Below are 24,690 nucleotides of genomic sequence, written 5' to 3'. Positions count from 1 at the left end.
AGCGTAAAGACCATGCTCAATACCTCTTTTTCGCCCTGGCCCAGCTACACCGACGAGGAAGTGCAGGCCGTCGGCAACGTACTGCTTTCCAACAAGGTCAATTACTGGACCGGCCAGGAATGCCGCCGGTTCGAAACGGAATTCGCCAGCTGGGCCGGCTGCGCCCACGCCGTGGCGCTGGGCAACGGCACCCAGGCACTCGAAGCCGCGCTAATGGCGCTGGACATCGGCCCGGGCGACGAAGTCATCGTCACCCCGCGCACCTTCCTGGCTTCGGCGTCATGCATCGTGCACACGGGTGCGACACCCGTGTTCGCCGATGTCGACCGCGATTCGCAAAACCTCACGGCGGCGTCGATCGCGGCCGCGCTCACGCCGCGCACGCGGGCCGTCATCTGCGTCCACCTGGCCGGCTGGCCCTGCGACATGGACCCCATCATGGAGCTTGCCCACAGCCACGACGTGGCCGTCATCGAGGACTGCGCCCAGGCCCACGGCGCCCGCTACAAGAACCGGCCGGTCGGCTCCATCGGCGACATCGGCGCCTGGTCCTTCTGCCAGGACAAGATCATGACGACGGGCGGCGAAGGCGGCATGGTCACCACCAACGATCCGGCGCTATGGCGCAAGATCTGGGCGTACAAAGACCACGGCAAAAGCTGGGATGCCGTCTACGAGCGCGAGCACCCTCCGGGCTTTCGCTGGCTGCACGAGAGCTTCGGCACCAACTGGCGCATGCAGGAGACCCAGGCCGCCATCGGCCGGATCCAGCTTCAGCGCATGCCCGAATGGCACGAGCGCAGGCTGGCGCACGCCCGGCGCATATGGAACGCGGCGCGCCGCATTCCGGGGCTGCGCGCGCCCAGGGTGCCGGGCTACTGCCAGCATGCCGCCTACAAGTGCTACGTCTTCATCGAGCCCGAAAACCTGGCCGAAGACTGGAACCGCGACCGCATCATCCACGAGATCACGGCGCGCGGCGTGCCCTGCTATCAGGGCTCGTGCTCCGAGGTCTACCTGGAAAAAGCCTTCGACGGCACGGGGTGGCGCCCGGCCCAACCCCTTCCGGTGGCCCACGAACTGGGGGAGACCTCGTTGATGTTCCTGGTGCATCCCACGCTCGAGGAACATGAAATCACGCAAACCTGCGTGGCGCTGGCCGAAGTCATGCGCCACGCGTCGACATCGGAAATCCACCATGGACAGTGAACGAATCCTGCACGTCCATAGCCATGCGCTGCGGGAACGGCTGCTGCGCCTGTCCCCGCGCAGCAAGCGCATGCTGCAGATCGCCGTGGACGTGCTGCTCATCTGGCTGGCGCTGTGGCTGGCCTTTGTCATACGGCTGGGCGATGCCCGCATCGTCCAGCCCTTCGGCGCCCACGCCTGGCTGTTCACCGCCGCGCCGCTGACCGCCATCCCCCTGTTCCTGCGCTGCGGCCTGTACCGCACCGTCATGCGCTACCTGGGCCCCCAGGCCCTGACCGCCATCGGCCGCGTCGTGACCGCCGCGGCCGCCTTGCTGGCCGCCGTCGTCTACCTGTATGGCGATTCGCCCGCCATCGTGCCGCGTTCGACCATCGTCATCTACTGGCTGCTCAGCCTGCTGTTCATCGGCGGCCTGCGGGTGCTGGTGCGCCACTACTTCAACAATGTGCAGTTCGGCGAAGACACCCTGCCCCTCATACCCAACGGCGGCCGCCGCAAGGAAGAACGCCCCAGGGTGGTGATCTACGGCGCCGGCGCCGCCGGCAACCAGCTGCTGCAGGCCCTGCGCCTGGGCGGCGAACTGCTGCCGGTGGGCTTCCTGGACGACAACAAAGAATTGGCCGGCCGCCTGATGGCCGGCCTGCAGGTGTATTCGCCGGACCAGCTCGACTTCATGCTGCGCGACACCGACGCGCAGGAGATCCTGCTGGCCATTCCGTCGGCGTCCCGTACGCGCCGCAACGAGATCATCGACATGCTGGCGTCGCATTCGGTGCCGGTCCGCACCCTGCCCGGGCTGATGGACCTGGCCTCCGGCCGAGTCCAGGTCGAAGACCTGCGCGAAGTACGTGTCGACGACCTGCTCGGGCGCGAGCCCGTGGCGCCGGACCAGACCCTGTTCGGCCGCTGCATAGACGATCAGGTCGTCATGGTGACCGGAGCGGGCGGCTCGATAGGTTCTGAATTGTGCAGGCAGATCGTGCGCCGTACGCCCCGCGCCCTGATCCTGTTCGAGCACTCCGAGTTCGGCCTGTACGCCATCCAGCGCGAGCTCGAAGAGCACGTCCGGCATGCCAAACTGGCGATACGCATCGTGCCCGTGCTGGGTTCGGTGCGCAACCCCAGCCGCCTGCTGGACGTCATGGACGCATGGCATGTGGATACCGTGTACCACGCCGCTGCCTACAAGCACGTGCCCATGGTCGAGAACAACATCGCCGAAGGCATCGTCAACAACACCTTCGGCACCCTCTACGCGGCGCAGGCCGCGCTGCGCGCCGGTGTAAGCAACTTCGTGCTGGTCTCCACCGACAAGGCCGTGCGCCCCACCAACGTCATGGGCGGCACCAAGCGCATGGCCGAACTGGTGCTGCAGGCCCTGGCCAAGGAAGCACGCCCGGTCCTGTACGGCAAGCGCGACGACGCCGTCGACAACCGCACCCGTTTCACCATGGTGCGCTTCGGCAACGTGCTGGGCTCGTCGGGCTCGGTCATCCCCCTGTTCAAGCAGCAGATCCGCCAGGGCGGACCCGTCACCGTCACCCATCCGGAGATCACGCGCTACTTCATGACCATACCCGAGGCCGCCCAGCTCGTGATCCAGGCCGGCTCCATGGGCCGGGGCGGCGACGTCTTCGTGCTGGACATGGGCGAGCCCGTCAAGATCGCCAGGCTGGCCGAGAAGATGATCCAGCTGTCGGGCCTGAGCGTGCGCCACGCCGGCAACGCCGACGGCGACATCGAGATCCGATACACCGGCCTGCGTCCCGGCGAGAAACTGTATGAAGAACTATTGATCGGCGACAACGTATCACCCACGGACCACCCCATGATCATGCGGGCCAACGAAAAAGACCTGTCCTGGGAGGCGCTGAAGAAATCCCTGGCCGAACTCGACGGCGCCATCCGCAGCGACGACTACCCCCGCTCGCGCCAGCTCTTCTACCGGCTCGTGGACGGCTACCAGGCCAGCGGCGAGATCGTTGATCTGATTTATCGGGAGCGGGGCGTGAAGGCGGCGAGCGCCGCGGCGGATTGAAGGAGTTAGCGGCCGCCTGTGCTTTCGCGTTCCGCGAACTCAACTCGGGCGGCTTGGTCCGTAACCGTTTTGAATGTCGGCTCTCGCAATGGCATTAGTCCGCATTCCCTACGCAAGGCGAGCACCTCGTTCCATCCATCCGTGGAAACCGCCAGATCGGATACGGCAAACTCTATTCTCCGCTGAGCTTCAATCATGGAGTAGCCCGCTTTCACAAGCGCGGAAACCGCCAGATTTTCATTATCGCTGGATAAGGCCCAACGATTGGCCATCAGAAGTGCCGACACATAGCGACGTACGAGGTCTCTGTTGGAAGCGACCCACTCCCGTCTCGCGACAACCACTTGGCCGGGATAATGCGGTGCGATGTCGACGCCCCGCCAAAGCACGTTGTACCCTTCTTTTTCGGCAAGAGAGTCGAAAGGAGGTATGAGAATTGTGGAGTGCGATTCGCCCCGCATGAGCGATTCGAATCGATGCCGGACTCCGCCGGCCTCGGCAAAGCGACAAGATCTCCAATCGATTCCAATCGTGGTAAGAGCCCGATAGAGAACCAAGACAAAGCCATTGGTCGTGGCGTCGACCGCAATAGGTTCTGTCGCCGCTTGCGCCAAAGTGCCAATATGACCAGTAGAAACAAAGCTCAATTCAGTAGAGCGCTCTAGCTGCACAAGCATGACCAGGTTTGCATCGTATTGGTCATTCCATGCAATGACATTGTCCATTACGCAGACACCCACGTCCCAAGTTCCGTCGGCGAGTCCTGACCCGATCTGTTCTGAGGAGACCGTCTGAGTCATGTCCAACGACAGCGACTGATCTTGAAATGAACCGATGGCTTGAGCCCAAACTAGAGGAGCAGGGGAAACAAATTGGATTTGTCTGATCGAATTATTCATGATGCGCCTATCTCGTTTAATTGGCGGCCTGAGAATCGATTGGCCAGCTCACAAAAAATATTTCAAGCCGCGTAAGCAGCGCATTCGTCACCAAGCCGATCACACCGAGTACAAGTATTCCGCTGAACACTTCCGTACTTTGAAAAGAGCGGGCTCCCATGAGCATCAGGTACCCGACGCCAGGCTGAGATGACAACATCTCAGCCGCGACGGTGACGATCAGAGCAATTGAAATTGAAACTCTTACACCGGAGAAAATGTGAGGTAAGGCATTCGGCAATTGCATCTTTATCGCACGTGCCAACGGCGCCATTTGAAGCACCGCGGCGACTTCCAGCAACCTAGGGTCAAGTGATCGGAAGCCATGGATCGAAGCCAGCAAAATCGGCCAAATTGAGCCGAGAATCACGACGACAATGATCATCCTTTCAGAATAGCCAAGCACCAGTATGACTACTGGTACCAAGGCAGAGGCCGGCAAAGGCCTTAAGAACTCAACCGTCGGCTCGAGGAGTTTTCGGAGCAAATCGGAAGAGGCTATTGCCCCGCCGGCCAATACCCCAGCAACGCAAGCAATCAGAAAGCCAGTGATCATTCTGCGCAGTGTTTCTGCTACAGAGACGATCATTTCTCCCGACAAAACAAGCGACTGTAATCTCCGGAGCGTATCCAGAGGGCTTGGAAACCAAAGCGGGTTAATCAATTCGTACTGCGCACATAGCTGCCACATTAAGGCAATGAGTACAAGAAAGGTAAAGCTGAAAGCCGGCCAACGCAGCTGTTTCATGCACGCACCTCCCAATACCAACTCAACCAGCGCCTTTCGGCGCTTGCAACTGAATAATTGAATAGCCAGCCGATCAAGCCCAGCCAGATTAAGGTAGCCCAGACGAGAGCAGCTTGAAGCGATTGCTGCGCCACGGTTAAGCCATAACCGAGTCCTATTGGATTAGCCACGACCTCAGTGGTGACCACCACCACTACGGCAATCCCCGCAGCCACACGAATTCCAACCATGATCCCCGGCGCCGCCGCGGGTAATGTAATTCTTCTTGTACGCTCCAGGAATGAGAGCTGCAGAAGCGCGCCGACTTCCTTCAATGTTCGATCCGTTGAGCGAATCGAGTCCGTCGTCATGATCAGAATTGGCCATACACTCGCAAATGCTGCGGTAAATGCGCTCATTCGATATCCAAACCCAAATATCAAAAGGCTCAAGGGAATCAACGCTACTGAAGGTATAGGTCTCAGCAGCTCAATGGTGAGCGATGAAATTTTTTCTAGTGAACGGGACAATCCCAGCAGCACGCCGCCAGTCACCCCTATGCAAATAGCTATAACCAGCGCCAATAACATAGAGGCCACGGTTTGCATCGTCTGGACAATAAGCTGTCCGTTCAGGATTGCTTTTATCCACGCAAGAATTATCTCGCTTGGCATCGAGAAACTCTCGGGAGGTAGAGCACCAAGCCTTGCCATTATTTCCCAACCCACAATAGCAACGGTGGGAACCAGACTGCCCAGCAATATCTGACTCAATGGTGAAGATGCTTGTATAGGCATGTTCGATATTCCAGAAAGCGAGGATTCTCGCGCGTGGCCAACTGATTTCTAGGATAAGGCAGGTCAATGTCGACGATCTCGGCGATACGCCCTGGGTTCGCGGCTAAAGCGATGACCCGGTTGCTTAGGTAAATCGCCTCCTCAATATCGTGTGTGACGAACAGAATCGAGCGCCCCTCTTCGCGTGACAACCGTAGAAGTTCATCTTGCAGATCCTGCCGGGTAAATGCATCTAGTGCTCCAAAGGGCTCGTCCATGAGGAGAACGCGAGGCTCCTGAGCCAGACAGCGGGCGATTTGAACGCGTTGTTGCATACCACCCGACAGCTGCGATGGATATTTTTGGGAATGCTCCTCGAGCCGCATCTTCCTGAGAAGCACGTTAATCCGGTCTCGATGCTCCGACTTCGGTACCGCGCGAGCCTCCAGTGCGAGACTCACGTTTTCGGCAACCGTACGCCATTGCAGTAGCGCCCTTCCATAGTCTTGAAAAACAAAAGCGATATCGAGCGACGGCGTGTTGATTTCACGACCGTTAAAATTTATCGTCCCCGATGTTGGCTCCATCAGACCTGCCATAGCCCGCAGAAGAGTCGTCTTTCCACAGCCCGACGGCCCAACCAGGCAAACAAACTCGTTATCCTTCACAGAGAAACTAGTTGTGCTTAGTATCTCTCGCCGGCTTTTACCTCCTCCGACTTCAAGAGTGATATCACATGCTTCCAGAATTGAAGTACGCATGGCTGTCATTTTGAGTCAGCCGGCGTTAGTATCAAGAATCTTGTCGGGCTTAACGGTTCCTTTTATTAAGCCTACTTCTTTACTCACGTCGATCCAGAACTGCAAATCTTCCCGTGTGACTTCCAAGCCTAGTGTCGATAATGGAATAGTCATTGCCAACTCTTCAGGGAACTTGAGATAGCCGACCTGTGTTCGACGCGCGGCAGCCTGGTTTTCCTTCATCCAAAGCATGGCCTCGCCAATGGCAGCTTTGAAGCTCTGGGCTGCTGTAGGGTTACGCTCAATGAACTCCTTGGTCATTGTGTAGAACGACTCGACATACCTGGGAGAAATGTCGGCCGTGTAAGACGCTACAAGATAGCCGGAGCCACCGCTTATAATGCGCCCTAGAAATGGCTCTACGGGCAATGCCGCATCCAACTGGCCAGCCCGAAGTAAATCAGACATTTGAGGAAAGAATGCCTCGACAAACCTGATCTGTTTACTGTCCACGCCGCGATCGGAAAGCCATTTCACAAAAGCAATGTGCTGCAGCGCGTTGATGCCTGGCACGCCCACTCGTTTACCAATGAAATCCTGGGCGCTCTTAATTTCGCTTTCGTTTCGCGCGACAACGCCCGCTGTGACATGATTCTTATCCTGGAATGAAGCGCCAGCGACAATCCTCAGATCGATGCCTCCTTCCTGGGCTACAAGCAAGGCCGACGGCGTGAGTGTTCCAACTTGCAACGAGCCGCCAGCCATTGCTCCGGCGATGGTGGAACCGACAGGTACGAGTTGCATGGTCACGTCCAACCCATGCTTCTCAAAGAAGCCCTGATCTTTGGCGACAAAGGCAGGAATAAATGCATTTGCGCCCGTATATCCCAATACAATCTTCACACCCGCATAGGCTTGGGACGTTGCGATTGACGCGCACAGCGCAATCAAGCCGGCAATCTGATGGATTTTCATTCGATTCCTCGATACACATAAGGGCAGCAGGCCAACGCCTGACACATTTACCGTTTGCTTAAGATAGGTTGCTATGCGCGATCCATGGGACTTCCTCGGCTTGTAGACCGTCATCGTGTGAAAGGCGTGGTCTCTCAGATTGAGCCATTTCCAAATTGCTCGGAGTGCTGTCCCGAACGCGCGAGTCAGCTACGTTGATCAGGAGACGATGATCTTCTGTAGTGAGCGCAACCTGAAAGACATCCGGGCGGTTGTAATGCCCCGCGAAATCATGGATAAGTTTCGGGATAATTACATCTTGAGTGTCGACATCGGCGTACACAATGCCCTCGCCGGGCTCCATCTCGGCTAGTATCTGACCCTTCGGGCCGATGATGGAAGCCCCCGCCCTCTCTTTTGCTTTCATTAAATAATCCCGGTCTTTGGCCGTAGCCGCATAGCGCTCGATCAACTCATCGTTGACGACGGCACAAGAGTTGATCACGAAAGACTTTAATGAGTACGCCAGCCCACGAGTCGCGACCAGAATAGACTCCTGCATGACGTAACTTGCATTGAAGTGAGCCGGCCAGGATGCAACATGCACCACTGGATAATGAACGGCAAGGGCGAAGGTCGCGAGTGGATTAGAGTTCTCGCCGCAAAGCATGCCGCTAATCGCCCCGAAGTCCGTTTGAAAGGCCCGCATAGTGCTGGCTTGGCCACCAGCATGAACGAGACGCTCGCCATTTGTAGGAACCATCTTCTGATGCTTGCCCAAGATCTGGCCCGATCTGCTGATGAACAGCTGCGTGTTGTACATCGTTCCCGTTGTACCGGAAATCTTCTCGTTGATTCCTACAACAGCAATTATGTTGGCGTCTCGACACGCGCGGCACAAAGCATCTGTGGACGGACCTGGTACCTCCACAGCGTTCTTGAACAGCTCCCGCGACATCAGAAGCGCCTCGTCGCCCACGTCCGGCAAGAAATTGAACCAGCCCGGATGCGTTGGAATGAAGCCTTCGGGGAAACCAATGAGATCGGCTCCATTTTCCCCAGCCTCGCGGATAAGCCGACAAGCTTTCTCGACGGATGCGTCTCTATCGAGGAACACGGGTGCTGCCTGTACAGCCGCAAGACGCAACTTCTTATATGTATCAGCCACTATGTCTACTCCGATGTCAAAAGAAATGCGCAGACAGGAAAAGGATCCATCTGCTTCTGGTCTGTCCGAGTTTTGGCGTCGAATTACGGCACCTCGAACATTACGGCGTCTCGAACGACTTCGGAACAGATTAAGTTGCGATCAAACTCCAGTCAATAGTGAATGCCTTTCATTTTTCAAAAAATAGACTAGCGTTTTCCCTATTAGTTATTTCACCAATAACGAATACCATTCACCTATAATCAAGAATGCCGTTTAAGAAGAGCAGTGAACGGAAATTAATTTGAATAGAAACACCGTACCTTCCTGTACGGTGTTTTCGCTAATTGGAGGTTGCAGCAATGTCACAGAGGAAGAAAGAAGGAGTTCGAGAGGCAATCTTGAGCTCAGCGTTCCGACTGTTCTCTGAAAGCGGTTATAACGAAACCTCAATCCCGGCCATTGCCCGCGCTGCAGGCATGTCTACGGCGAACGTCTATATCTACTTCAAGTCGAAACTTGACATTCTGTTCACGCTATATGAGCCGTGGTTAGTGAATTTTCTCGATCGACTGGACCGTTCCTTACAGCGCATCGAGGCCGAACCCAAGAAAATTGAACGCCTTCTCAAGGGACTGTGGCTTGAGCTTCCAAGGGAGTCCAACGGCTTTGCCAACAACATCATGCAAGCGCTATCAACAAGCCGTAGCGACCAATATGATCCACGCCTTCGGCTTTTACTGGAGCAACGCGTATCAGGCTGGATTACCGACTGTCTCGACGTTACACCGAGTACCGCATCCGCGATCGCTGAAGTAGTATTGGTGGCGTTTGATGGCTACGCAATGACCTACCATCTGGAACAGGGAGTGACATGCAATATGAAGACAGTACGGTTGTTTGCTCAGTATTTGCAGGATAATTAGCACAGCTACGCCTCGAAAAAAGCTCCGATCGCTTCCCAAGGGGCTTAAGAAGCTTTGCACCGGTTCGACGCGGACCCAGCACTTCTGCCAGCGCGCCTTGCTACGGCATGCCGTTGTACTTCTGAAACATGTCGTGAACATGAAGGGAAGCGCCATAATGAAAGAATGAGGTACTCGTTGCGGAAACATGGCTGTTGTTCCTTGCCGGGTTTACTACGCGGGCCGAACAGCCCCGCAAGCCCATCGCTCCTTTATCCATACAGTATCCCGACCTCAGTGAAGCGGACGCCTATCGAATCTCCGCAGCCAGGCTTCAATTGCGAAATCGCAAGACGACAGGCTCGCAATCCGATTGCATGAGGACTTGGCACTAGCGCCCAGCCGCTGGCGCGAAGCCGCACGTTCGACAGTCGTTTTCCGCTTGGCGCCTGCGGCCGCCGAACAGGCAAAGGCACGTCCATCATTCGCGCCAATGCCTGCCGGCCCGTAAACCGTCGAGCGAGCGTTGCCGCCCGGGGCCGTACAGGCCCGACAAACTCGTGATCCAGGCCGGCTCAATGGGCCGGGGCGGCGAGATCGTGGATCTGATTTATCGGGAGCGGGGCGTAAAGGTGGCGAGCGCCGAGGCGGATTGACGGTCTGCCCCGACCCTTTTTTCTCCAGAGGCGCAAATATTTGCAAGAGGCTATTATAAATAATAGAATAAGGGTAAACCCTAGTTTTGATGAAGAAGAGTCACATGGAACGCCAGGAAACCCTTTTAAACCCTGTTTTCAACCGCAAGCAAGCAAGGCAGCCGGAGGCTTTGTCCCAGGCTCCCGCCGCGACATCGACCAAACTGGCCGATTTCTGCGAGCGCCTCCACGCCATCCGCAGTAGCCGTCCCCAGTACGTCCGCTATCTCGAGACGATCTCCCCTCTATAGCGCGGCTGTCCTGCGGCGCGCTTCCGCGGGCCGCGCTACTGCGCCATTTGGCGAGGCAGCCAGAGAGCAAGATCGGAAAATGCGATCACCAGCCCCATGACCACCACGTTGCACAAAATAATGGGAACGGCGGCTTTGATGATGTCGCGGAACGCTATGTTGGGCAGGATTCCCTTCACGACGAATAACAAGATGCCAAACGGCGGGGTGATCTGTGCCAGTTCGACGTTGATCAGCATGGCGACGCAGAACCAGATGGGATCGTAGCCCAGCGACTTCACGATAGGAATGAAGACGGGTACCGTCATCATGATGAGCGGCACGCCTCCGATGGGCCCGCCCAGCAGCAATGTGATCAAGTGCATCAAGATGACGAGCAGCAGCGGCGAGATGCTGAGGGCCGACGCCCACACCACCAGCTCTTGGGTGGCTCCCGTGTAGGCCAGCAGCTGGGTGAACGCCTGCGACGCGGCCAGGATGGACAACACCATCACCGAAGTGCGCATGGTCGACACCAGCGCTTCTTTCATGGCCGCCCAGCTGCAGGCGCCATAGACCACCGTCAATAGAAAAGCTCCCAAGGTGCCCAAGGCGGCCGCCTCGGTGGGCGTCGCGATGCCGATAAAGACCGTGCCGATCACGCAAAAGATGACGATGGACAGCGGCAATACATATTTGCAGGTCAGAACCAGACGCTCTTTGATGGGTATCCTGTCCGAGTCGTACTTGGGCGCTGCCGTTTTATCCAGGGTGCAGCGCACCACGACATAAATAATGAAGGCCATCACGAGCAGCAGTCCGGGTATGACGATGGCGACCAGCAGCTTGCCCACCGACACTCCGGCGATGACCGCCAGAATGACGCCCAGTGCGCTCGGCGGTATCAAGATGGCGATGCCTCCGCTGCCCAATAGCGGGCCAATAGTCATTGCCGTGCTGTATCCACGCGATTGCATCATGGGGGCGAGCGTGCGGGTCAGCATGGCGGTCGAACCGATGCTCGCACCCGACAGAGTGGCCAACAACGCTCCCGAACCGACCGAAAGCAGCGACAGCCGGCCCGGCACATCGCTGAGCCATGTATCCAACGTCGCAATCATCCGGTGCGCAATTCCGGTCCGAAACATGATTTCGCCCATCAGGATAAACAAGGTAATGGGCAACAGCACAAAGTTCGACAGACTGCCGTACATGCTGTCTATAAAGAGCTCGAAGCCGGCGCTTCCCATGAAGTAGCCGAGGAAAACGATGTTGACTCCGAAGAACGAGAAGACCACCGGCACCCCCATCAGAACGAGGGTGAAGAAACTGCCCATCAACAAAAAAAACGCGGTATACCACTCCAAGGTCGTCTCCTTATCTATCGTGGTTGTGCTGCATTCAGTGTTTGCTTTGCGATTCTGAGACGAGTTCGCGGACGATCTGCAACAGCCACAAGAAACCGCCGAAGGGGATCACGACATACACGGCATAGAGCGGTATCGATTCCAGCTTGAAGAAGTCGTAGGTGTTTTTCTCGTACAGTTGCCACACCACGTAAGCACCGTAGACGAACAGGACACCGCAGGAGGCGATGGCGAGAATGACCCCGATCGACCTGAAGAACCTGCGGACGGAGGCCGGCAGCAACGAAGCGACCGAATCGTCCCCCACATGCCCTTTTTCCCGCTGCAGCCACGCCGCGCCCAGAAACGTCAGATAAACCAGGCCCCATTCGTTGATGGGCGTTACCCACAAGAACGAGATGTTGAAAAAATACCGGCTGAAGACATCGGCGGAGACGCTGAGCACCTGGAAGACCATGATCACGCAGCCCACGGCAAGAAAGAAATCAAGCAGGCGGTCGAATCCCACACCGAACTTTGAACGTTTATCCATCATGGTCCCTTGTCGCTTCTGAAACGCACGCACGCCCTCGAAAAACCGGAGATTCATTCCGTGGCGCGCGCGCCATGGGCGGGATTATTCGCCCATCAACATGGTCTTGATCTTGGCCAGCTGTTCCGGCGGCAGCTTGTCTTTCAAATCGTCGAAGCGCACGTCGACCGACAAACGTTCCCATTCCTTCGCCTCTTCGTCGGACAGCTTGGTAAAGGTAATGCCGGCTTCTTCCAGCTTCTTGCGCTCCTGTGCTTTCATCTCAGCCACGATTCCCGCCATTTCGGCTTCGTTCTCGATTTGTGCATCGATCAAGGCCTTCTGGGCGTCCGCCGGCAGGCTGTTAAACTTCTGCTTGTTCATCAGGATCATGGTCGTATGCGCCTTCCAGAAAGGATCGTCAAGCACATACTTTGTCACCTCCGCAATACCCATGTCGTGAACGAACAGGTTGTAGGGCGCCGCATCCACCAGTCCCCTTTCGAGCGCACCGTATATTTCGCTGATGCCTATCCCCACCGGATTGGCGCCGAGGGACCTGAAGAAAGGGTTGTAGCCGGTGTGGGAGCGGATTTTCATGCCTTTGAAATCTTCAAGGGAATGAATCGGCTTGCGCGAAAAAATATAGAAGCCGGAATTCGTGCTCGCCCGGCCTATATATTTCATATTGATCTTGTGATGCGCCTTGTCAAACAAGTCGGTATAGCCGTTTTCCCTTTCTTGCTGCGGCGTGACCTTGGACAGGAAAATCGTTTCCACCTCGGGGACGGCGGGAGCGTGCGCGGTAAAGGTCAGCACAATGTCGACCAGACCCTTGCTGCCGGCATTGACCTGGTCGTTGACCGGAAAGACTTCCGGGCCGCCGACGATCTTGATGTCCACCTTTCCGCCGGATTGCTCCTTGACCTTCTCTATCCACGACTTGAACACCGCCATGGAGTCTTCGAACTTGCTCGGCGGCATATAGGTTATGGCTTTGAGCGTAATATCGGCGGCCACGGCCGACGACGCGCACAACCAGGTCAGGGACGATACAGCTGCGGCGCGGATAAGCGCCTTGCAAATACTCGCGTTCATGCCTATCTCCATAAGTTCAGATACGCCTATGATTGGCGTATCTCAAAAAACGAGCCGATATTGGCTCTGACCGCACGATGAAACGCCTGGGCGGCGATAACGATATCGACACTGGCGATTCCACAAACCGCGACAAAGACTCTTCCTTGCGGGGCGCGTGGCGGACCATCGTGCTCCGCAACGAACTCCTGCGTATCGAGAATGGCCGTGTCAGGCATGTTCGGGCGTCCCACCTTCTTTTCCAGCAAAGCGCGAAAGTACGGAACGTTGTCCGCATAGAATGCGTTGAACTCGCCGACCACTGCCGGATCCCAGGAAAAGTCGACGTCCAGGGGAATGAATACGCTGTGGTCCTTGAGCATGCCCGCCTGCACCGGCGGAATGTCCACCGGCGGCAAAGAAGTCACGACCACATCGGACTCGGCCAGCAGCTGTCCGACATCGTCCACGGGCACCACACGACAAGAGTCGCTATCGAACTCCGCGCAGAACGCTTGCCGCGACTCTGCCTTTTTCGACGAAACGTACACTTGCTTCAATGAGGGAAACACGTGCCGCATCACGGCAAGGCTGGCCTTGCCCAACCCGCCGCAACCAATGAGCCCTAGCACTTGGGGCTGCGCCACCAAGCGTTTGGCCATGACCGCCGCACACGCCGCCGTGCGCAAGAACGTGATGTACATGCCCTCCATGAAGCAAACGGGCTCGCCTGTCTCTGGATCGTTGACCACAATCACGCCCCAGGAATCGGGCAGCTTGTGCTCGAGGTTTCCCGGGTGATAGGAAATCCACTTGACGCCCAGGGCAGGCTCGCCGCCTCCCACCCAGGCCGGCATCGCATGAGAAAAGCTATTGGGGTGATCGGGATGAACCCCGATTTTCGTGGGCACTTCCGCAAGGCCTCGCGCACTTTGCCGGTAAGCATGCTCCACCGCCGACACAACATCATTGTGCGTCAAGCCTAGAGTTCTCAAGTCCGCTTCACCCAGCAATCGAATGTATGCCATGAATCTTTTCCTTCTCTACCCGATCACCCGAAGGCGGTAGTCGCTGGAATCAGAGAGCAATTCGGCGCCGTCCGGCCGAATGACGACCTGCTCCTCCGGATTGACCAGGCCATCGACGCTCTCTATCTTGGGTTCGGGAGTCAGCACCATGCCCACCTGCAGCACGGTGTCGTCTACCCCGGACATGGAGGGAGGCTCGTTTTCCAGACCGATGCCGTGTCCGATGCGCAACGCCGGATGGGTCGAATAGTTCTTCCACTCGGGACGTTCGCTCAAGCGCTTCTGCGAATAGTCGAACAGCTCTTTCACCGGCACGCCCGGCTTCATGCGATCGATCACCTCGAACATGATTTCCCACATGCCGTCGTGTTCTTCCTGCTGACGCTTGGAAGGAGGGCCGAATACGCCGCGGCGCGTGTAGTCCATGCGATAGCCGAGATAGCCCGGACCGCCGTCCAGGTACAGCACATCGCCCCGTTGAAACGTGTTGTTGGGTCCCGTCGCCCCCAGCACGATCGGAGGTCCGGAGTTCAGGTCGGCGCCCTCTTCCATGTAATAAGCCAGAATGCGCTTCTGCACCGAAGCCAGGCTGTCCCCCTCTTTGACTTCGTTGAAAATACGGTCCCATGCGCGGCCGCCCATTTCGCAGGCCTTGCGCAGGCAGTCGATTTCCCACTCGGACTTGATCAGGCGGCAAGACCAGACCACCGGCCCTGAATCGACAAAGGTCGCATGGGGCAGCTCTTCCTTGAGACGCTCGAAGTCGACCAACGGAATGCCCAGCCAGCTTTCGCGGCCCAGCTCGATGCCCAACTTGGCATCGGTCAGCTTCCGTTCTTCGAGCACGCCGCGAAGCCCCCAGTCGACCCTCTCATCGCGCGTAAACGGCACGTCCGGATAGATGCGGCGGTCGTCGACCCACGACGGGTAATCGCGCCCGTAGAGCCGTGCGAACATACCCGGCCCCGACCAACTTATCATGGCGGGCTCGCCTTCCAGGGGCAGCACGAAGATGGACGCGCGGGACTTCATCCAGGCGGGCGTAGGCTGCCCCGTAAAGTACTGAAAGTTCAACGGATCGGTAACAATCAACCCCGCCATATCGAGCTCGCGCATTTTCTCGCGGGCCCGTGCGACGCGATTTTCATGTTCTGATCTGGGTACACTCATCATGGTCTCCTTGCCCTGTAAATTCATCGACGCTCCTCGGGCGCGGGCGCGTCCCGGCGTCTCGCATGCGGCTGTGGCCTCGCGCTGGGGGCCCGTCAAACGCCTTGTTCGTATACGCTCTCGCCGCCGATAAACACGCTGCGAATATTCTCCTGCTGGCTGAGCACCGAGATGTCCTTCAAGGGATCGCCCCGGACGACGATGAAATCGGCCAGCTTCCCTTTCTCGAGACTCCCGATCTCGTTTTCCCTCTGCAACAAGCCCGCCGAATGCAAGGTGGCCGTCATGATGGCCTGCATCGGACTCATGCCCATCTCGACCAGACAAGCGAGCTCCTCAAGATTCCGGCCGTGGCGCGTGAACGGCACGCCGGAGTCGGTTCCCATCGCCATCTTTACTCCTGCCGCGAGGGCTTTGCCAAAGCCCTGGATGTGCTGGTCGATAGCCGAACTCGCCTTGCGCACGGAATGCTCGGGAATGCCGGCATCGACGCCATGCTTGACGACATTCCTCACCGCGATCGAGGTCGCAACCAGGTAAGTGCCCCGGTCGACCATCATGTCAATGCCCTCATCGTCGATGAGATAGCCGTGTTCGATGGAATCGACGCCGGCCTGGATGGCGTTCTTGATGGCCGTCGCGCCATGGGCATGGGCGCAGGCCGTTTTTCCGGCCCGATGCGCCTCTTCGACGCCAGCCCGCATTTCCTCGACCGTGAATTGGGCGGCACCTATTTCGGTGCCCTGCGATAGGATGCCGCCGCTGGCCACCAGCTTGATATGGTCCGCGCCTTGCTTGAGCATCTGCCGGGCCGCCTTGCGCACGCCCTCGGGACCGTCGGCCTCGATGCCCGAGCCGACCCCGTGTCCACCTGTCATGCAGATCATGCAGCCGCACAGCAGCATGCGGGGCGCCACGCACAGTTTTTCCTGGGCCGCCCTTCTCAAGGCGAAATCGACCCCGTCGCGCGAACCACAATCCCGTACGGTGGTGATGCCCCCCTGGACCGTACGCATGGCATTCCTGGCCGCCCTCAGGGCGGACAAAGGCGCCGGCTCTTGCCGCGTGGCGGCCGGGTTGGCATCGCCGTCGCTATACAGGTGCACGTGACAATCGATCATTCCAGGCAGTAAGGCCAGGCCGCTCAGATCGCGAACCGAATCCGCCTTCATCCCTTCAGGCAGCTTGCCCGGCCCTACATCGAGGATGCGGCTGTCTTGGACGACGAGGTAGCCGGTAAACGACTGTCCCGTGCCGTCGATGATGTGTGCGTTGTGGTAGGCATTGATCATGTTTTGCTCCTTTTTTCGCCGACTAGAAGCCGACAGCCATGCCGTCTTTGCGATGATCCGATCCGGCAACGTAGCCATCGGCCGTACGCCGGATGATCTGGGCCCCGCCAAAAGAAAACACCGCCTCCCCCTGGTCGACCGACACTTCGTGTCCGCGCTGCCTGAGCCCTTCTACGACTTCCGCCGGCATGGCGCGCTCGACCAGCACTTCTTTGCCTGCCCGGTATTGCCACCGGGGCGCATCGATGGCCGCCTGCGGATTCTGTTTGAAGACGAGCGTACGCAGCGCGACCTGCATATGCCCCTGGGCCTGCATGGGGCCGCCCATGACGCCAAAGGCCATGAGAGGCGAATTGCCCTTTGTGGCAAAGCCCGGGATGATGGTGTGAAAAGGCCGCTTGCGCGGGCCGACGCAATTGGGATGCCCTGCCTGCAGAGAGAACCCCATGCCACGATTCTGCATGCTGATTCCCGTTTCCGGCACTACGACGCCCGAGCCGAAGCCCTCGTAGTTCGACTGGATGAACGACACCATCATGCCGTTCTCGTCCGCGGCGCATATATAGACCGTGCCGCCTTGCGCGGGCGCTCCCGCCGCATAGGTCTTGGCTGACGCCGGATCGATCAACGCGGCCCGGCCGGACAAGTACTCATCGGACAGCAGTGACTGGACGTCGAAAGAATTCAGATGCTGATCGGCGATGTAGGCTTCGGTATCGGCGAAGGCCAGCTTCATCGCCTCAATGCATAGATGAATGAACTCCGCGCTGTCGGGAGCGTATTGCCCCAAATCGAAGCGGCTCAGAATGCCAAGGCCGATAAGGGTTGCAATGCCCTGGGTGTTCGGCGGAATTTCATGGATGGTTGCGCCGCCCAGGTCCTTCTGTATGGTGCCGCACCAGAAAGGCTCGTAACCGGCCAGGTCCTCTTTGGACAACAGGCCGCCATGCAATTGGGACCACGCCAGCAGCTTTTCCGCCAAACCGCCGCGATAGAAGGCGTCGGAGCCTTCGCGGGCGATCATTTCCAGGGAAGCGGCCAAGCCGGGATTGGCGAACGCCTCGCCGGGCGCCGGGGCCCGGCCCGCGGGCAGGAAGCATTCCCGGAAGCCGGGCTGGTCCTGGTACTTGTGCGCGATCGCCGCCCATAGCGTCGCGATGACGGGGCTGACCATGAAGCCGTCGCGGGCGTAGGAGATGGCCGGTTCGAAAAGCCGCGCGAAGGGAAGCCTGCCAAAACGCCGGCTCAACGCTTCCCACGACGCCACCACGCCAGGCACGGTCACGCTGGCCCAGCCCCTGGACGGCATCTTCTGCAGGCCCTCGAAGACGCCGGCCTCCCAGCGCGCCGGGCTCGGGCCCGAGCCATTGAGTCCGTGTACTCTGGATCCGTCCCATACGATTGCAAATGCATCGCCGCCCAGGCCGCAACCGGTGGGCTCCACGACGGTCGCCGCCATGGCGGCGGCAAGCGCGGCGTCGACCGCGTTGCCGCCCGCCGCCAGCATTCGGGCTCCTGCCTGGGCCGCCAATGGCTGGGAGGTGGCAACAATGTTCTTCGCACAGACTATCGGACGCCGAGATGAGTATGGCAGGGAATAGTCGATGTCTGCGTCCATGCACTCTCCTTGGCTCTGGCCATGACGGCCGTTGAAACGTTGAAAAAACGCTTTATCTGCTCTTGTTCACCAGTGCCCGCCATTCGGGATGGGTGGCGGTATTGCCCCGCACCAGGTCGAAATAGATCTGCTGCAGCTTGCGGGTAAGGGGACCCGGCTTCCCGTCGCCGATCGGCCTGTCATCGAGCTCGACCACCGGAGTCACCTCGGCCCCCGTGCCGACGAAAATCATTTCGTCGGCCACATATACATAGTCGCGGGTGAAGAACTCTTCGCGCACGGCCCAGCCGTTCTCACGGGCGATCTTGATGACCGTATCCCGCGTAATGCCGTCGAGAATATGTGTGAGAGGCGGGGTGATCAGCTCGCCGTCCTTGACGATAAAGACGTTCTCGACAGAGCCTTCCGCCACATGGCCCTGTGCGTCGAGCAGCAGCGCTTCGTCATAGCCTTGCTGATGGGCCGTCACGCGCGCCATCTGGAACAGCATGTAATTGCCCGCCGCCTTTGCCTTGGACATATTCGAGTTGATGTGGTGCCGGGTAAAGGAAGAAGTCGCAACGCGTGTTCCTTTTTCGAGCTTGCCCTTGCCCAGGTACTCGCCCCAGAACCACGTTGCGATGCCGACGCTGACGTCACAGCCTTCCGGCGACAAGCCCATGCCTCCAGAGCCTATATACGCTACCGGCCTGATATAGCATTCGTCGAAACCGTTTTCCCGGATAGTCGCCAGGCACGCTTCGATAATCTCGCCTTGGGTATACGGGATTTTCAAGCCAATGATTTTTGCAGACTTGAACAAGCGCTCGATGTGCTCTTTCAGCCTGAAGACGGCGGGCCCCTTGTCGGTCTTGTAGGCCCTGATGCCTTCGAAAACCGAAAAGCCGTACTGGAAACTGTTGCTGATGAAGTCGACGCGCGCATCCCGTTCATCCACGAAGTTTCCGTCTATCCAGACTTTGGTTCCCGCTTGCTTCAATGTCATTTTGCCTCCAATGAATTCTCACCTGCTTGTGTTCAAAAAAGCGCCGAGTGCCGCACGCCGCCCGTCATTTGATGGGCGATTTCTTCAAGTTCGACAGCATTTTCTTTAGCGTTCGATGCATGGCCTCGAGATCCTTTGCATCAATGTCCTGAATGGCCCATTGGTATTGCGCGGCCGCCGACGGCAGAATCTCCGCCAAATGCTGCTCGCCTTTGGCGGTCATCGTGACCCTGAGCGCGCGGGCATCCCCCTCGTCGGGCTCGCAATGGACGCTTTGTGTTTGGCGCAGCAAGTCGACCGTGCGGCTGAGAGTTGAAGGCACCAATAAGGTCGCTTCGCCAAGATCTCGCATGCTGGACGGGTTCTGTCGCGCGAGTGCGATCAATACGCGATAGGCGCTTCTATTAGTTCCGAACGGCTTCAAGGCTTGCGCCAGGCTTATCGAAAGGCGTTCGGCAACCTGCCGCAAGTAATAGGCAGTGGCCACTTCGACAGGGCCATTTTCAGTCTTGGTTTCCATTGTTTTTCTTTAATTGCTTCAACGAAAAATTCCATAATACATGCCAAATATTGTCCCGTTTGGAACGATTTGTGCATACTATGGTTTTCCCGTAGGTAGAGCGGGAGGCGATATTACGGCCTGTCGATGTTGCCTAGGGAGCCCAGTACTTCCGCCAGCGCGCCTTGCTGCGGCATGCCGTTGCCCGCCGTCAACATGAAGGGAAGCGCCATAATGAAAGAATGAAGTGCTCGTTGTGAAAACGTGGCTGTCATTCCTTGCCGGTTTCGATCTGCCCGAAACGGCGCAACATCTTGTCTTTGAGACTGGGCATCGTGATCTCGCCCAGGTGCGAATCGACCAAACGGCCCCGCGCATCGTAGAAAAGCGTGGTTGGCAAGCCATGCGATCTCACTGCCAGCATGGCCTGGGAAGACGGGTCGAGCAGCACATCGGCCAGGCTCAGGCTTTCGCGCTTCAGAAAATCCTGAGCCTGCTCCGCACTCTCGCCCTGGTTGATCATGACAAAAGCGACGCCGGGGAAGTCTTTCTGGGCTCGTTCGAACACCGGCATCTCGCGCCGGCACGGCGGACACCAGCTCGCCCAAAGGTTGAGCACGACCGGGCGCCCCGCATATGCGTTCAGAGAAACCGGGCGTTCATCCAGTGTTGCCAGCTGCAAGTCGGGCAGAGGCTCGGCAGACCGAAGCGTCAAGCTGAGCGCGCTGTTGGCAAGCACCCAGATTACGACGCCGGCGGCGATGCCGGACAGAGCTGGGATTCTCATCGTCTTGGCCGAACGGGTTTCCCACCAGACGACAGCCAAGGAAACGGGTATGCCGGCCCACCAGGCAAACCCGCCGTCGCCAATAGCAATCATGGACATCGGTGCGGCCGAGTACTCTTTCCACCATAAAGCGATATAGCCCAGACGCGCGGCGACGAAACCCCAGAATGCGGCATCGAACAGCGCCCCGCCCGCCGCTTTGGGCGGTGTAACGGATAGCATTCGGGCAGTACTCCGGGCCATCGCCCATGCGCAGAACAAGGCGATCGCGACGATAATCACCTGGATGGAGAATGGGCCCACACCGATCATGATGTGTCAGCCGCGTCCAGCCAGACATTTCAGGGATCCATCCGCATCCATCTCGCTCACTACGCGCAGATCGCAGCGCTTCGTGCCGTCGGGCCCCACGAGTATCAGCGTAGGCGGCCCCATGACCCCCCAGTGCTCGAGCAGCGCGCGGTCCGTAGCGTCATTGCCCGTCACATCCGGCCGCACGAGCTGCATGCGAGCCAGATGTGGGCAAGACGCGCGCACCGAACACCGCGATCGCCAGCAGCGGCAAACCCATGCAGGCCAAGGGCGAACAGGGCCAGGCCCCTTGAACCGCACTGCCGGTTTGACGTCTTCGTCGGGTAGCCCAAGGTCCAGTATGCAGACGTCGAAATGCGAGGATATCAAGGCAGCATCCGCCAGGCTGGCGGTATCGACATGATCCACGGTGAGACCGTGCAGCCTCAGTCCCGTCACAATGCCGCTGGCCACAAGCGGGTCGTCTTCGACAAGCAGAACGTGCACCTAGATACTCCCTGACGTTGCCGGCACCGCGTTCAAAAAACCGCGTACCGCTTGCTACAGCGCAAATATCTTAGCAGCCTTTTCAGGCGCGAACCGCACTGCGGCCTCTTAATGCTGCCTTGGTTCGGTGCTCGGCGTCATTGCGTCCTTGAAACCGCACTGGCCGGATCGGCAAATAACATCGACCGAAACATGGAAAACCGAATAACATGAGAGGGACAGTCGTTGAGGAGCTCCCCGTGACCTTCGATTCCAATCGCATCCATCAATTGGCCCAAGCCCTTTGGCGGGCCGAACAGACCCGCAAGCCCATCGCCCCTTTATCCATACAGTATCCCGACCTCAGTGAAGCGGACGCCTATCGAATCTCCGCAGCCAGGCTTCAATTGCGAAATCGCAGGACGACGGGCTATAAGCTGGGCTACACCAGTGAAGCCATGCGGCGGCAAATGAACATTTCGACGCCGAACTACGGGGTGTTGACGGACGACCTGTTGGTCTGTGGCGGCGAGTTGCCTCACGACGCGCTGATTCATCCATTAGTCGAGCCCGAAATCGCAATCCGACTGCATGAAGACTTGGCGCTAGCGTCCAACCACGACAAAAACTCGGTGATGGCAGCCCGGCCCGAGTTTATGCTTGCAATCGAAGTGTGCGATACACGTTATCTAACGTACAAGTTTGCCGCCGTCGACAACATTGCCGACAACAGTTCCGCCTCTCGTTACGTGCTGGGGGCGTCGTCTCCTATAAGTCTCCGCACCGATCTGGAAACCTTGAGTATCGAGCTTTGGATAGACGGCGAAGCTAAAGACCAAGGGATCGGGGCCAACGCGTTGGGCAACCCCTTGCTTGCAGTAGCGTGGCTGGGCAACCGTCTGAGCCTCGAGAACACGACGCTCAAAGCCGGCGACATTATCTTGACCGGCGGGCTGACCAAGGGATATCGGGTGCAACGAGGCCAGACCGTGACCGTGACTAGCAAGGCCTCGGAGATCGCCGGCGTCTCGGTGCAGTTCACCTAAGGAAGATTGCGTTGCCGATATGGGCACACAGCCATGTGGTGCCCAGCCCACATCTACGCCGCAGAAACACGATGGAAAAGGCGATCGAAATACACGAGGCCGTCCCTGCTGTCCGAATGCAGGCCGATCTCGAGGGCCTCGACGAGCATAACGGTGTGGCTGCCCACTTCGTCGGCGCGCACAATCTCTCCCTGGAAAGTGGCAAGCGCGCTTTGCAGTATGGGCAGCCCCAAATATGAGCCGACCCAGTCGTCGTCCGCGAAACGATCGGCCATCGGTACGCCGGTCAGGCCGGCGAAGTCGCGAGCAAGCGCTTCGTGGTCGGCACTCAACACATTGACGCACAAGCGACCGTTGGCTTTGAAAACCGCGTTCATGGCGCTGGACCGGTTCAGGCAGACCAGCAGCGTGGGCGGCACGTCGGTTACCGAACAGACCGCCGTCGCGGTAACGCCGCAACGTCCCCCCACACCATCGCTGCTCACTATCGAGACGGCCGCGCTCATGCGGGCCATGGCGTTGCGGAACACCACGCGCCGCGTGTCCGTGGTTTCCATCAGCCCCTCTGAGATTGAGCGCTTGCGTACTGATCACGCAAGCGGCCCAGCACATTCAGGTCGTCATTGTTATGCAGATGCGGCACGCGCCAGCCGTCTTGATCGTAATCGGACAGGCACTGATCCACGAGTTCCGTCATTTTCCCGAGCGTTCCCGAGCCCTGCGCATGCCTCAGGCACTGCATGCGAACCTCGTCGTGGCTGCCCGCGTAGTTGATCTCGTAAAGCTCGTGGCGCCCGCCAAACTCGCTGCCGATGGCGTCCCACAACAACTTGAGGACCTTGATCCGCTCGACGTGGTCTATGCCGCCGGACCCGCGCACGTACTTCGCCAAATAGGCATCGATGGTTGGGTTCCGGATGTCGCGCGACCCTGAAGGCAGGTAGATCAGGCCGCTGGCCACGATCTCTTCGATGCTTTTCTTGATGGCGGGATAAGCCTGCGACGACAATACGCGGTAGCTGTGCTGCGCGGCCTGGCATGGCGTCCAGCTGCCGTTGTGCCACGAGTCGGCATTGCCCACCATGGCCTCGGTCAGGGACCAGAACATATTGCGCCAAGCGAAGATCTCGCCCACCGCGGCCTGCACACCGCGGAATTCCAGCGTGCCCGTGCACTTGAGCGCCTTCACCAGCAGGCCGCAGATGAAATCGAGCTTGACCGCGAACCGGGTGCACGCCTGCATGGGAAACAATCGGCCGAACCCGCCTTGCGGAAACCAGCTGCGGCATCGCTCCAGGTCGCGGTAGATGAGCACGTTCTCCCAAGGGATGAAGGCATTGTCGAATACAAGAATAGCGTCGTTCTCGTCGAAACGGCTTGAAAGTGGATAGTCGAAGGGCGAGCCCATGGCCCCCGCCGCCAGCTCGTACGAGGGCCGGCAAATAAGCTTCACTCCCGGCACGTCCATGCCGGCGATGAACATCAATGCCATATCGGTGTTGTCGCCCAGCAAGCCGGCCGAGCCCTGGCCGATGAAGTTGTAGTGTGTCAGGGCCGAACCGGTGGCCACCACCTTGGCCCCGCTTACATATATGCCTGCATCGGTTTCCCGGTCGACGGAGATGAAGACGTCCTTCACTTCTTCAACCGGTTTGTCCCGGTCGATGGGCGGATTGACGATGGCGTGGTTCAGGAACAGGCATGACTCTTGTATGCGCTTGTACCAAAGCCGGGCGTTGTCCTCGAAGGGGCCATAGTATTCGGGCACGATGCCCAAGGCGATACCGAAGGCCGCCTTGTAGTCGGGCGTGCGCCCCATCCAGCCGTAGCTCAAGCGCGACCAGTCGGCAATCGCATCGCGCTGTTCGCGCAGCTCTTGCACCGAGCGCGCAAAACGGAAGAATTTGTGGGTGTAGCCGTTATTGCCGGTATCGGTCGGGCAGCATAAAGCGTCTTTGTGCGCGGGGTCGTGCAGGGCGTCATAGATGCGCGCCATCGAGGCTGCCGAATTGCGGAAGGCGGGATGCGTGGTGACGTCGTCCACGCGATCCCCATAAATGTATATTTCGCGGCCATCGCGCAATGATTGAAGGTATTCGGCGCCCGTGAACGGGCGCGTCTTGTCGGCCCGGACGTCCTCGGGCAGCGTCTTGGGCAGCTCGGCTGGCTTCATG

Annotated in this window: 23 protein-coding genes; 5 read left to right on the top strand and 18 right to left on the bottom strand. The window is 58.5% G+C overall.

All coding sequences use genetic code 11. From position 1 onward, the window contains the following. Positions 1-12 precede the first annotated feature (12 nt). On the top strand, positions 13-1,209 hold the full coding sequence (locus CSC67_RS08240; protein WP_118994346.1) for a DegT/DnrJ/EryC1/StrS family aminotransferase: 1,197 nt from the start codon (positions 13-15) through the stop codon (positions 1,207-1,209). Then, complete coding sequence (locus CSC67_RS08235; RefSeq protein WP_118994036.1) at positions 1,199-3,247, top strand: polysaccharide biosynthesis protein; 2,049 nt, start codon at positions 1,199-1,201, stop codon at positions 3,245-3,247. The genes CSC67_RS08240 and CSC67_RS08235 overlap by 11 nt, the downstream gene beginning before the upstream one ends. A 5-nt stretch (positions 3,248-3,252) precedes the next feature. Here the strand turns inward: CSC67_RS08235 and CSC67_RS08230 are convergent, their stop codons facing one another. The 6 genes from CSC67_RS08230 to CSC67_RS08205 are packed head-to-tail and all read right to left on the bottom strand — an operon-like array spanning position 3,253 to position 8,550. Next, the gene (locus tag CSC67_RS08230; protein WP_118994035.1) at positions 3,253-4,146 is read right to left on the bottom strand and encodes an ABC transporter substrate-binding protein; all 894 of its coding nucleotides are present in this window, start codon (positions 4,144-4,146) and stop codon (positions 3,253-3,255) included. A gap of 16 nt (positions 4,147-4,162) precedes the next feature. Then, positions 4,163-4,933, bottom strand: coding sequence for an ABC transporter permease (locus tag CSC67_RS08225; protein ID WP_118994034.1), 771 nt, complete (start codon positions 4,931-4,933; stop codon positions 4,163-4,165). Then, positions 4,930-5,709 carry an ABC transporter permease gene (locus CSC67_RS08220; RefSeq protein WP_118994033.1) on the bottom strand — a complete coding sequence of 260 codons (780 nt, stop codon included), beginning with the start codon at positions 5,707-5,709 and terminating at the stop codon, positions 4,930-4,932. The genes CSC67_RS08225 and CSC67_RS08220 overlap by 4 nt, the downstream gene beginning before the upstream one ends. After that, positions 5,682-6,449, bottom strand: a complete 768-nt coding sequence (locus CSC67_RS08215; protein ID WP_245220172.1) for an ABC transporter ATP-binding protein — start codon at positions 6,447-6,449, stop codon at positions 5,682-5,684. The genes CSC67_RS08220 and CSC67_RS08215 overlap by 28 nt, the downstream gene beginning before the upstream one ends. 15 nt (positions 6,450-6,464) lie before the next feature. After that, positions 6,465-7,403, bottom strand: coding sequence for an ABC transporter substrate-binding protein (locus CSC67_RS08210; RefSeq protein WP_167752810.1), 939 nt, complete (start codon positions 7,401-7,403; stop codon positions 6,465-6,467). A gap of 58 nt (positions 7,404-7,461) precedes the next feature. Beyond that, positions 7,462-8,550, bottom strand: coding sequence for a carbon-nitrogen hydrolase family protein (locus CSC67_RS08205; RefSeq protein ID WP_209304297.1), 1,089 nt, complete (start codon positions 8,548-8,550; stop codon positions 7,462-7,464). Positions 8,551-8,930: 380 nt separating this feature from the next. Here CSC67_RS08205 and CSC67_RS08200 point away from each other — a divergent pair, with 380 nt between their 5' ends. Together CSC67_RS08200 and CSC67_RS08195 are read left to right on the top strand one after the other, a co-directional pair. Then, on the top strand, positions 8,931-9,455 hold the full coding sequence (locus tag CSC67_RS08200) for a TetR/AcrR family transcriptional regulator (protein WP_167752809.1): 525 nt from the start codon (positions 8,931-8,933) through the stop codon (positions 9,453-9,455). 739 nt (positions 9,456-10,194) lie between these two features. Beyond that, the gene (locus tag CSC67_RS08195) at positions 10,195-10,380 is read left to right on the top strand and encodes a hypothetical protein (RefSeq protein ID WP_135227449.1); all 186 of its coding nucleotides are present in this window, start codon (positions 10,195-10,197) and stop codon (positions 10,378-10,380) included. 35 nt (positions 10,381-10,415) lie between these two features. On the opposite strand, the gene CSC67_RS08190 is transcribed toward CSC67_RS08195, so the two are convergent. From CSC67_RS08190 to CSC67_RS08145, 10 genes are all read right to left on the bottom strand, one after another. Further along, the gene (locus CSC67_RS08190) at positions 10,416-11,726 is read right to left on the bottom strand and encodes a TRAP transporter large permease (protein WP_118994027.1); all 1,311 of its coding nucleotides are present in this window, start codon (positions 11,724-11,726) and stop codon (positions 10,416-10,418) included. A 34-nt stretch (positions 11,727-11,760) separates the two neighbouring features. Then, a complete protein-coding gene (locus tag CSC67_RS08185; RefSeq protein WP_167752808.1) occupies positions 11,761-12,261 on the bottom strand; it encodes a TRAP transporter small permease in 501 nt (166 codons plus the stop codon). Positions 12,262-12,342: 81 nt separating this feature from the next. Continuing rightward, complete coding sequence (gene dctP / locus CSC67_RS08180) at positions 12,343-13,335, bottom strand: TRAP transporter substrate-binding protein DctP (RefSeq protein ID WP_167752807.1); 993 nt, start codon at positions 13,333-13,335, stop codon at positions 12,343-12,345. A gap of 26 nt (positions 13,336-13,361) precedes the next feature. Beyond that, complete coding sequence (locus tag CSC67_RS08175; protein WP_118994024.1) at positions 13,362-14,342, bottom strand: NAD(P)-binding domain-containing protein; 981 nt, start codon at positions 14,340-14,342, stop codon at positions 13,362-13,364. A gap of 15 nt (positions 14,343-14,357) precedes the next feature. Further along, a complete protein-coding gene (locus CSC67_RS08170; protein WP_167752806.1) occupies positions 14,358-15,512 on the bottom strand; it encodes a M24 family metallopeptidase in 1,155 nt (384 codons plus the stop codon). 95 nt (positions 15,513-15,607) lie between these two features. Next, on the bottom strand, positions 15,608-16,804 hold the full coding sequence (locus tag CSC67_RS08165; RefSeq protein WP_167752805.1) for a metal-dependent hydrolase family protein: 1,197 nt from the start codon (positions 16,802-16,804) through the stop codon (positions 15,608-15,610). A gap of 22 nt (positions 16,805-16,826) precedes the next feature. After that, positions 16,827-18,422, bottom strand: a complete 1,596-nt coding sequence (locus CSC67_RS08160; RefSeq protein WP_118994021.1) for a gamma-glutamyltransferase family protein — start codon at positions 18,420-18,422, stop codon at positions 16,827-16,829. Positions 18,423-18,474: 52 nt separating this feature from the next. Further along, positions 18,475-19,407 carry a branched-chain-amino-acid transaminase gene (gene ilvE / locus CSC67_RS08155; protein ID WP_118994020.1) on the bottom strand — a complete coding sequence of 311 codons (933 nt, stop codon included), beginning with the start codon at positions 19,405-19,407 and terminating at the stop codon, positions 18,475-18,477. A 64-nt stretch (positions 19,408-19,471) separates the two neighbouring features. Beyond that, positions 19,472-19,927: a MarR family winged helix-turn-helix transcriptional regulator gene (locus CSC67_RS08150; RefSeq protein ID WP_118994019.1), complete on the bottom strand. Its 456-nt coding sequence runs from the start codon at positions 19,925-19,927 to the stop codon at positions 19,472-19,474. 250 nt (positions 19,928-20,177) lie between these two features. Beyond that, a complete protein-coding gene (locus CSC67_RS08145; protein ID WP_118994018.1) occupies positions 20,178-21,005 on the bottom strand; it encodes a TlpA disulfide reductase family protein in 828 nt (275 codons plus the stop codon). A gap of 725 nt (positions 21,006-21,730) precedes the next feature. Between CSC67_RS08145 and CSC67_RS08130 the strand changes: the two genes are divergently transcribed. After that, positions 21,731-22,516: a 2-keto-4-pentenoate hydratase gene (locus CSC67_RS08130; RefSeq protein ID WP_135227448.1), complete on the top strand. Its 786-nt coding sequence runs from the start codon at positions 21,731-21,733 to the stop codon at positions 22,514-22,516. A gap of 53 nt (positions 22,517-22,569) precedes the next feature. Here the strand turns inward: CSC67_RS08130 and CSC67_RS08125 are convergent, their stop codons facing one another. Together CSC67_RS08125 and hpaB are read right to left on the bottom strand one after the other, a co-directional pair. Next, complete coding sequence (locus CSC67_RS08125; RefSeq protein WP_118994016.1) at positions 22,570-23,073, bottom strand: flavin reductase; 504 nt, start codon at positions 23,071-23,073, stop codon at positions 22,570-22,572. Further along, positions 23,073-24,689 (bottom strand): 4-hydroxyphenylacetate 3-monooxygenase, oxygenase component, encoded by a 1,617-nt coding sequence (gene hpaB, locus CSC67_RS08120; protein WP_118994015.1) that lies wholly within the window; start codon positions 24,687-24,689, stop codon positions 23,073-23,075. The genes CSC67_RS08125 and hpaB overlap by 1 nt, the downstream gene beginning before the upstream one ends. Position 24,690: the final 1 nt, after the last annotated feature.

Origin of the sequence: Pusillimonas caeni (assembly GCF_003545815.1) — a bacterium.
Lineage (GTDB): Bacteria > Pseudomonadota > Gammaproteobacteria > Burkholderiales > Burkholderiaceae_B > Pusillimonas > Pusillimonas caeni.
The sequence above is the reverse complement of the archived record's forward strand: the minus strand, read 5'-3'. Positions and strand labels throughout refer to the sequence as shown.

Coding starts and splice junctions, on each gene's coding strand:
- hpaB (WP_118994015.1), bottom strand. CDS start 24,689: ATGAAGCCAGCCGAGCTGCCCAAGACGCTGCCCGAGGACGTCCGGGCC.
- CSC67_RS08160 (WP_118994021.1), bottom strand. CDS start 18,422: ATGGACGCAGACATCGACTATTCCCTGCCATACTCATCTCGGCGTCCG.
- CSC67_RS08210 (WP_167752810.1), bottom strand. CDS start 7,403: ATGAAAATCCATCAGATTGCCGGCTTGATTGCGCTGTGCGCGTCAATC.
- CSC67_RS08215 (WP_245220172.1), bottom strand. CDS start 6,449: ATGCGTACTTCAATTCTGGAAGCATGTGATATCACTCTTGAAGTCGGA.
- CSC67_RS08170 (WP_167752806.1), bottom strand. CDS start 15,512: ATGAGTGTACCCAGATCAGAACATGAAAATCGCGTCGCACGGGCCCGC.
- CSC67_RS08165 (WP_167752805.1), bottom strand. CDS start 16,804: ATGATCAATGCCTACCACAACGCACACATCATCGACGGCACGGGACAG.
- CSC67_RS08220 (WP_118994033.1), bottom strand. CDS start 5,709: ATGCCTATACAAGCATCTTCACCATTGAGTCAGATATTGCTGGGCAGT.
- CSC67_RS08230 (WP_118994035.1), bottom strand. CDS start 4,146: ATGAATAATTCGATCAGACAAATCCAATTTGTTTCCCCTGCTCCTCTA.
- dctP (WP_167752807.1), bottom strand. CDS start 13,335: ATGAACGCGAGTATTTGCAAGGCGCTTATCCGCGCCGCAGCTGTATCG.
- ilvE (WP_118994020.1), bottom strand. CDS start 19,407: ATGACATTGAAGCAAGCGGGAACCAAAGTCTGGATAGACGGAAACTTC.
- CSC67_RS08195 (WP_135227449.1), top strand. CDS start 10,195: ATGGAACGCCAGGAAACCCTTTTAAACCCTGTTTTCAACCGCAAGCAA.
- CSC67_RS08145 (WP_118994018.1), bottom strand. CDS start 21,005: ATGATCGGTGTGGGCCCATTCTCCATCCAGGTGATTATCGTCGCGATC.
- CSC67_RS08235 (WP_118994036.1), top strand. CDS start 1,199: ATGGACAGTGAACGAATCCTGCACGTCCATAGCCATGCGCTGCGGGAA.
- CSC67_RS08240 (WP_118994346.1), top strand. CDS start 13: ATGCTCAATACCTCTTTTTCGCCCTGGCCCAGCTACACCGACGAGGAA.
- CSC67_RS08185 (WP_167752808.1), bottom strand. CDS start 12,261: ATGATGGATAAACGTTCAAAGTTCGGTGTGGGATTCGACCGCCTGCTT.
- CSC67_RS08125 (WP_118994016.1), bottom strand. CDS start 23,073: ATGGAAACCACGGACACGCGGCGCGTGGTGTTCCGCAACGCCATGGCC.
- CSC67_RS08225 (WP_118994034.1), bottom strand. CDS start 4,933: ATGAAACAGCTGCGTTGGCCGGCTTTCAGCTTTACCTTTCTTGTACTC.
- CSC67_RS08150 (WP_118994019.1), bottom strand. CDS start 19,927: ATGGAAACCAAGACTGAAAATGGCCCTGTCGAAGTGGCCACTGCCTAT.
- CSC67_RS08175 (WP_118994024.1), bottom strand. CDS start 14,342: ATGGCATACATTCGATTGCTGGGTGAAGCGGACTTGAGAACTCTAGGC.